The sequence below is a fragment of the Facilibium subflavum genome (assembly GCF_003574485.1).
In the GTDB taxonomy this organism is placed as follows: Bacteria; Pseudomonadota; Gammaproteobacteria; order Francisellales; family Francisellaceae; genus Facilibium; species Facilibium subflavum.
This window is the reverse complement of sequence record NZ_QLIT01000140.1, coordinates 1-7,607: the sequence shown is the minus strand read 5'-3', so window position 1 is coordinate 7,607 and position 7,607 is coordinate 1. Positions and strand designations below refer to the sequence as shown.

9 protein-coding genes and 1 pseudogene are annotated in these 7,607 nt (G+C 38.2%); 9 read left to right on the top strand and 1 reads right to left on the bottom strand.

The genetic code is table 11. The features are described 5' to 3' along the window. Positions 1–438 precede the first annotated feature (438 nt). The 8 genes from DNK84_RS08805 (at position 439) to yidC (ending at position 7,163) form a co-directional block, all read left to right on the top strand. Positions 439–1,518: an ornithine cyclodeaminase gene (locus tag DNK84_RS08805; RefSeq protein WP_119344160.1), complete on the top strand. Its 1,080-nt coding sequence runs from the start codon at positions 439–441 to the stop codon at positions 1,516–1,518. 27 nt (positions 1,519–1,545) lie between these two features. Then, entirely contained in the window at positions 1,546–2,826 is a 1,281-nt protein-coding gene (locus DNK84_RS08800; protein ID WP_119344159.1) for an arginine deiminase, read from the top strand. Between the two features lie 10 nt (positions 2,827–2,836). Next, positions 2,837–3,763: a citrulline utilization hydrolase CtlX gene (ctlX, locus tag DNK84_RS08795; RefSeq protein ID WP_119344158.1), complete on the top strand. Its 927-nt coding sequence runs from the start codon at positions 2,837–2,839 to the stop codon at positions 3,761–3,763. A 111-nt stretch (positions 3,764–3,874) separates the two neighbouring features. Continuing rightward, on the top strand, positions 3,875–4,582 hold the full coding sequence (locus DNK84_RS08790; RefSeq protein WP_119344157.1) for an HAD family hydrolase: 708 nt from the start codon (positions 3,875–3,877) through the stop codon (positions 4,580–4,582). Between the two features lie 199 nt (positions 4,583–4,781). Further along, the gene (gene rpmH, locus DNK84_RS08785) at positions 4,782–4,916 is read left to right on the top strand and encodes a 50S ribosomal protein L34 (protein WP_119344156.1); all 135 of its coding nucleotides are present in this window, start codon (positions 4,782–4,784) and stop codon (positions 4,914–4,916) included. After that, positions 4,906–5,250, top strand: a complete 345-nt coding sequence (gene rnpA, locus DNK84_RS08780; protein ID WP_119344155.1) for a ribonuclease P protein component — start codon at positions 4,906–4,908, stop codon at positions 5,248–5,250. Before rpmH ends, rnpA begins: the two co-directional genes overlap by 11 nt. Further along, a complete protein-coding gene (gene yidD / locus DNK84_RS08775; RefSeq protein ID WP_208123290.1) occupies positions 5,250–5,477 on the top strand; it encodes a membrane protein insertion efficiency factor YidD in 228 nt (75 codons plus the stop codon). Before rnpA ends, yidD begins: the two co-directional genes overlap by 1 nt. Beyond that, positions 5,478–7,163 carry a membrane protein insertase YidC gene (yidC, locus tag DNK84_RS08770; RefSeq protein WP_119344153.1) on the top strand — a complete coding sequence of 562 codons (1,686 nt, stop codon included), beginning with the start codon at positions 5,478–5,480 and terminating at the stop codon, positions 7,161–7,163. A 102-nt stretch (positions 7,164–7,265) separates the two neighbouring features. Here yidC and DNK84_RS14820 read toward each other — a convergent pair. Continuing rightward, positions 7,266–7,421, bottom strand: a pseudogene (locus tag DNK84_RS14820) (IS982 family transposase); the annotation flags it as partial. 76 nt (positions 7,422–7,497) lie between these two features. Here DNK84_RS14820 and tnpA point away from each other — a divergent pair. Beyond that, positions 7,498–7,607 (top strand): IS66 family insertion sequence element accessory protein TnpA (gene tnpA / locus DNK84_RS15065; protein ID WP_407920615.1); only part of this gene is annotated, 110 nt, incomplete at its 3' end.

Sequence of the window (7,607 nt, the reverse complement as noted above, 5' to 3'; positions counted from 1 at the left end):
AATGAATGTACAGGTGAGTATACTTAAGCATAGAAAAACAGAAAAGAAATATGGCATTCCATCAGCTACTGGTGCGCATGCAGCTAAGATTTATCAAACGATGGGACTGTCTTTAGCAAGCACACCTTTTGTTATTGTGGATAACTCAATGTAGTGCCCTGGGTTTTGAAGGAATCCTTATAAAATAAGGCTTTCACATTCAAAAGTGTCAAAGTCGGGAGCCTATATAAACTATAAAACCTGTAAAAGTGCGTAACTTCAGTTATTAAAGATTTTGGTAATCTGTTATTGCCATTGTTTTAAATTAACTTTATAGTTCATTGTGTTTGAAAATTTACATATTTCTTTGGCAGGCACTTCTTTCTGTTCCAATAGAGTGGACGCTTTAACAAAGTGTTTGTCTGGATTTCTTTGCAATACAACCAAAGAGGGTGAAACATGATTAATGTAATTTCTGTAGAAAATTTAGCTGAAATTGTCCATAAGCACACACTTAAACAGTTTTTTTTAGATCTCATAGCAGCGCTAAAAGAAGATTTTGTTCGTTGGGATCAGTTTGATAAAATTCCACGCCCTGCATTTCATGTACCTGATGGGGTCATTGAGTTAATGCCAACAGCAGATAAAGAATTATTTGCTTATAAATATGTCAATGGTCATCCAAAAAACCCCTTACAAAACAAGCAAACGATTATTGCAACCGGGCAGCTTTCTAAAGTATCAGATGGCCATCCACTTTTAATCTCTGAGATGACCGTGTTAACAGGGCTTAGAACAGCAGCAACTTCTGCTTTGGCAACAGACTATCTGGCAAGAAAAGATGCCAAGACACTTGCATTGATTGGTACAGGCGCACAAAGCGATTTTCAGGCCTTAGCAACAGCACTGGTTCGTGATATTAAAACGATTCGTTATCATGATATTGATCCTAAGGCAATGCATCGTTTTGAAAAAAATATGAAGGCCTATGATTTTGAGCTAATCGCCTGTGACAGTAATGAAGAAGCGGTAAAAGGAGCAGATATCATTACGGTTTGTACCGCATGTAAAGCCCATGCAGAAGTTATTAAGGATGATTGGATAAAACCTGGTGTTCATATCAATGGCTTGGGTGGAGATTGTCCTGGCAAAACAGAGCTTCAAAAAGAAATTCTCATGCGATCAACGGTTGTTGTGGAGTTTTTTGAGCAGTCATTTATTGAGGGAGAAATTCAGCATTTTACCGAACAGCAAGCCAAGCAAATTGTGGAAGCAGAATTGTGGGAGATTATTGCGGGCAAGAAAAAAGGCCGTTTGAGTGAAGATGAGATTACGGTGTTTGATTCAGTTGGCTTTGCTTTGGAAGATTTTTCTGCTTTGCGACTTTTATATAAACTTGCAACAAAATATGGCATTGGTACGCCTTTGAACATGATTCCACAACTAAATGATCCAAAAGATTTATTTTCAAGTTTGAAATCAACAACCGATAATAGTGCGCTGTCAATTAATAGTAATAAGCTACAGGTTCAAGCGTAATTATCAAATGTTGCAAAAGAGGGATCAATGAGTATTACAATAGAAAAAGACATAGCTATGACGAATAAAACAACAAAACAACAAAATAATGTTAACCTGCACATCACCAGTGAGATTGCACCTTTACAGTCAGTTTTATTAAAACGACCAGGAGGTGAGCTTTGTAATTTAATTCCTGAGGCATTAGAAGAGCTTTTGTTTGATGATATCCCGTTTTTGGAGGTAGCACAAAAAGAGCATGATGCCTTTGCGGGTATTTTGAAACAACAAGGGATTGATGTATTTTATCTGGATGATCTTGTTGGTGAGACTTTACAGATTGATGATGTCAAAGACAAGTTTATTGCGGATTACTTGATCGCTGCGAATATTTATCAATCAGGGGTTAAGCAGGCATTGACTGAGTATTTGAGCAGCTTTTCAGGAAAAGCCTTATGTGAAAAAATCATGTCTGGGGTGAAAAAGGCAGAAGTAGACTATAAGGCGCATTCATTAGCAGGACAAGTCGAGCAAACAGCGCCATTTTGGCTCCAGCCGATCCCAAATCTTTATTTCACGCGTGATCCTGGTGCTGTGTTTGGTAATATGGTGAGTCTAAATAAAATGTATGCACAGACAAGACGGCGCGAGAGCCTGTTTATTGAAAGCATTTTTACATATCATCCTAAATTTCAGCATAATCATTTTATTGATTTGAAAACAAAATTTGGCTGTATTGAAGGTGGTGATATTTTAGTGCTAGATCAGCATACTTTGGCGGTTGGATTATCACAAAGAACTAGCGCGCAAGCGATACAGGATTTTTGTGAGAGCCTGTTTTTTGATCAAAGCCATAAAGCATTTCATCAAATTAAAAAGGTGATTGTGTTTCATATTCCATCAAGTCGTGCATTTATGCATTTAGATACGGTTATGACGCAGGTAGATGTTGATAAATGTAGCATGCATAAGGGCATTGTTGGTCATACAGATATTTATAAATTAATGCCAGGTTCATCTGGTAATGTGAAATGTTATAAGCTTGATGGTTCAATCGAGTCTGTGCTTTCTAATGAGCTTGATAAGAAGATACAAGTGATTTACTGTGGTGGCAGTGACCGGATTAATGCCTCAAGAGAGCAATGGAGCGATGGGGCGAATACCTTGGCGATCAAACCAGGTGAGGTTATCGTTTATCAGCGCAACCTTACAACAAATAAAGCACTGCAGGATCATGGAATTAAAGTCCATCAAATGCCGTGTTCAGAGCTATCACGTGGTCGAGGTGGGCCTCGATGCATGTCAATGCCATTAGTCAGAGGAAAGTGAAGGGAAAAGCATGGAGAATATAACAGATACGCTTGTCATGGTTGAACCGACCTATTTTTCCTACAATGCGCAAACTGCAGTAAATAATGCCTTTCAAACGAATCTGGCATTAAAGGCTGAGCAAATAAGTATGAATGCCATGCAGGAATTTAAACAAATGGTTGCTCAGTTAAAGCAAAATGGGATACAGGTTATTGTATTAGGCTCACCTTGTGAGAATACCCCTGATGCGGTGTTTCCAAATAATTGGTTTTCAACACATCTTGTTAATAATGAGCCAACGTTATTTATCTATCCAATGTTTTCACAAAACAGGCAAGCAGAAGTTCAGGTATCTTCGCTTAAAAAAGCATTATTACAACATACGGATAGAGTCTACCAAATAGAGGATTTCCGCAATATGGCAGATGCTGGTGTTGCCTTGGAAGGAACCGGCGTGTTTGTCTTTGACCATAAAAGTAAGACAGCCTTTATGTCTGTTTCTGATCGTGCTGATAAACGCTTGGCAAAGCAGGTAACTGATAGGCTTGGCTATTCACTTGTTTGTTTTTCAAGTCATGATAAAAATAATGCGCCTGTTTATCACACAAATGTGATGATGAGTATAGGTGAAAAGCTCGCGTTAGTTTGCTTGGAGTCGATAACAGATGAATCTGAAAGGCAAAAGGTATACACGACATTAACAAAGATTGGCAAAGAAGTCATTGCACTTTCATTAGATCAAATCTACCATATGGCGGCGAATGTGTTAGAGGTGAAAAATGACAAGAACCAGCATTATTTATTATTATCGACAACGGCAGATAAAGCGCTGACAAAGCCTCAAAAGGACTTAATTGATCAGTATTGCAAACGGCTTTGTTTTGATATTACAACTATTGAAACTATCGGTGGTGGTAGTGTTCGATGTATGCTTGCTGAGGTTTTTTATCGCTAATGCCACTTGTGCCTTCACCTAAGCTGTTTACAACCAGGGGGTCAAAGTCTCATGGCTCATATGTAAGCGTGGCAAAATGGCGTTTAGAAAGTGTCTTATAAAGGTAGCGTAATGACAAACATAGCAATTTTTGATTTAGATCACACTTTAATATCAGTTGATTGTTCAAATGAATGGATTAACTATATGTGTGCCCAGGGTTTTGTTGATGATCCAAAGGGTTTTTTAGCACAAAAAAATGCATTTGATATTGCTTATCGACAAGGCATGGTTGATATGCGGGCGTTTTATGATTTTATCTTATATCCAATCAAGGGCAAAGCAGTTACGGAGATGGTGTGCCATTTTGAGCAATTTGTGCGTGATACAATCCCACAATACATTTACACACAAGGCTTACAGCAATTGCAAATGCATAAGGATAATGGTGATGAAATCTTGTTAATTTCTGCAAGCATGGTTGATTTGGTTCAGTCTATTGGACAGTTATTAGGGTTTGCAAAAGATAATATTATTGGTGTTAATACACAAAAATCCCAAGGGATCTATACCGGTGAAGTGATTGAGCCTTTAAGTTTTTCAAAAGGGAAATGTATACATTATCAAGCCTGGCTGTCAGCGCAGGAGAAAGCCTATCAAACAAGCTACTTTTATTCCGATTCAATTAATGATCAGGCTTTATTGACTGAGGTTGATTATGCCATGTGTGTTAATCCTGATGCAAAACTCTATGCGCTGGCAACAAAAAACTGCTGGTCAGTTTGTTATTGGGAGCAAACTGCGGGCGATTTGTTGTATAAACCGGATAATGTTTCATAAAACTTTTCTTTAAAGCTGTATGATCCAGGGCAAATTTAGGTTTTTTATTAAAAAGTAATCGACAAGTCAGTGAAAATCCTTTAGAATTTCCCGCCTAGCATAGCTAAAGTATGCTGACCGAATTTATTACCTGTTGCATAGAATCTATGGTTTGCATAGGCTAGGCAGATTGTAAACATAAAAGTAAAAAGGTAGACCGATGAAAAGAACATTTCAACCAAGTAATTTGAAAAGAAAAAGAACACATGGTTTTCGTGCGAGAATGCGTACGTTAAGCGGACAAAAAGTGATTCGCAACAGACGTGCTAAAGGCAGACATAAGCTTGCCGCTTAATTGCCTTAGCAAAAAAAATATTCTTTCTCGCAAGCAATTCCCGCTTGGTTTTAGCCACGTAACAAAAAAAATTCATACCAGGCACTTTACTTTTTTGCTTGCTGAGCGGCAAGACTTTGATGCGGCTATTGGCGTGATTGTCGCAAAAAAAAAAGTCAAGTCAGCTGTCCAGCGTAATCAATGCCGTCGTATTGTTAAAGAAGGCTTTCGCCTTAACAAGGGACTTTTTAGCCATGCCTATGTTATTGCTATTGCAACACAACATGCGGCCAATGCGGATAAATCACAATTATGGCAATCTGTCGAGCATTTTATAGAACAGTGTGCAAACTAATGGCTTTATTTGTCATTTTTCCAATTCGCCTGTATCAAATTTTTATTAGTCCTATGCTTGGCAGGCGGTGTCGTTTTTATCCAAGTTGTTCACAATATGGTCTTGAAGCAATAAAATTGCATGGAATATGGATTGGGCTTTGGCTATTGGCCAAAAGACTGGTAAAATGCCATCCAGGCTGTAAAGGTGGTTTTGACCCAGTACCAGAGAAAAAGAAGGTTAAGTAGATGAAATCAAATTATATCAGAATATTTTTATTGGCATTAATCGTCGTGATTTTTATGTCTTTATCGACAAGGTGGGAGCAAATGTTTGCGCCTAAGCCTTCTGCTGAGAAAGCAAAACAGGCACAAACCCTGCAGCAAGCAAAGACGATGCAATCATCAACAAGCCAAGATGTTAAGGCTGGACAGACTCAGCCAAAGATGCCAACACAGCAAGTTGATATAAAAAACCTTAAGCCAATTACGATTAATACCAATGTATTTGATGATCTACAGATTAGTCCACTAAATGGCGCGATTATTAATGCATCGTTAAAGGAATATAATATAAGCCTTGATGATAAGAATCCAATGCCATTGTTAAGCAGTAAAGATGGCGAGAAATATACGGCACAAAACATACTGTTGATCAATGGCAAGCCTGTGGATGTTATATTCTCTCATCAAAGTACAACAAAAAAAGATGGTAAGATTACCGTAGTCATGGCCGCTCATACAAATGGCCTTGATATCAGCCGTCAATACGTTTTTGATGAAAATACCTATGCAATTACGGTAACACAAAGTGTTAAAAACACGACCGATCAGGCAGTGAATGTTACTTTCGATAACGAAATCACACGTGAGGTAAGTCCTGAATCACATAGCTTCAGCCTTTTTGATGCACATTCTTATTCGTTTAAAGGTGTGGGGCTGTCTTCATCACAAAAGCCCTTCCAAAAAGAATCATTTAATGACCTTGCAGATACAAAAATCCCAACAGAAGTAACGACAACAAAGGGCTGGGCAGCAATGATACAGCACTATTTTGTGAGCCTTTGGGTGCCTGATAATCCAGATACGACCTTTAAGGTCTATGCCCAAAAGCTTACATCTGATGTTTATCAAGCAGGGGTTCAGACTTTGCCGGTTGTTTTAAATAAAGGGCAAGTCACCACAAACAAAAATATTCTTTATGCTGGGCCTACAATCACGAAAAACCTTGAAGCAATGGTGAGTGATTTTGGTCAGAATAAACCTGAAGGCTTAGACAAACTGGTTGATTATGGTTTGCTGTCTTTTATCTCGGTAATTATCTTCTGGCTGATGGGCATTATTCATGGTCTTGTTGGTAACTGGGGTGTCGCGATTATTCTGGTCACGGTTATTATCAAGTTATTGTTTTATCCATTATCGGCTAAAAGCTATAAATCAATGGCAAAAATGCGCATGTTACAACCGCGCATGAAAAAATTACAAGAGCTATACAAAGGCGATCGCCAAAAGCTTGGCCGCAAAATGATGGAGATGTATAAGGAAGAGAAGGTAAATCCAGCCAGTGGTTGTTTACCAATCTTAATCCAGATTCCAGTATTTATTGCACTTTATTGGGTATTGCTTGAGAGCGTTCAGTTGCGCCAGGCGCCATTTATTTTCTGGATTCATGATTTAGCTTCTAAGGATCCGTATTTTATTTTGCCAATCTTAATGGGTATCTCAATGTTTGTGCAACAAAAGATAAGCCCAAGCTCAGCAGATCCAACACAGGCTAAGATTATGATGTTAATGCCGGTAATATTTACTGTCTTCTTTGCATCATTCCCATCAGGACTTGTGCTTTACTGGTTAACAAATAATGTGATCAGTATCTTACAGCAGTGGTATATTACCAAAAAATATACGGCGATATATAAAGCAAAACGTGCTTGATTGCCTGACTTTATTAGTTGACTTTGTGTGTTAAATAAATCAGTTGATAAAAGTCTTAAAGCAATACTCAATAGCTAAAAAACGTGAGTTCGACATAAGTGTTCATAAAACTATCAGCTCACTATCTCCCTTAATCCGTAAACTTGGCTTTTTTGGCTGAAAACAATAGGCAATAAGGCCACACAATAAATTTGTCATAAAGTTCCAAATTGAACGATGCCTCGTATGCTCAATTTGACTAATATTCTGTAACCGCTCCATAAACCCCATCTAGTAAAGGCGTTTGTTCTTAATCATACTGTTGTTGTTTATTCACAAATATGGAGCACAGACGATGACAGAAACGCAAATCAAGTGGCTATCAATTATTAGGGATTGGGAAGTCTCAGGGCTAACACAGGATAAATTCTGCCAGGAACAGGAAGTATCCAAAGCATCATTTTC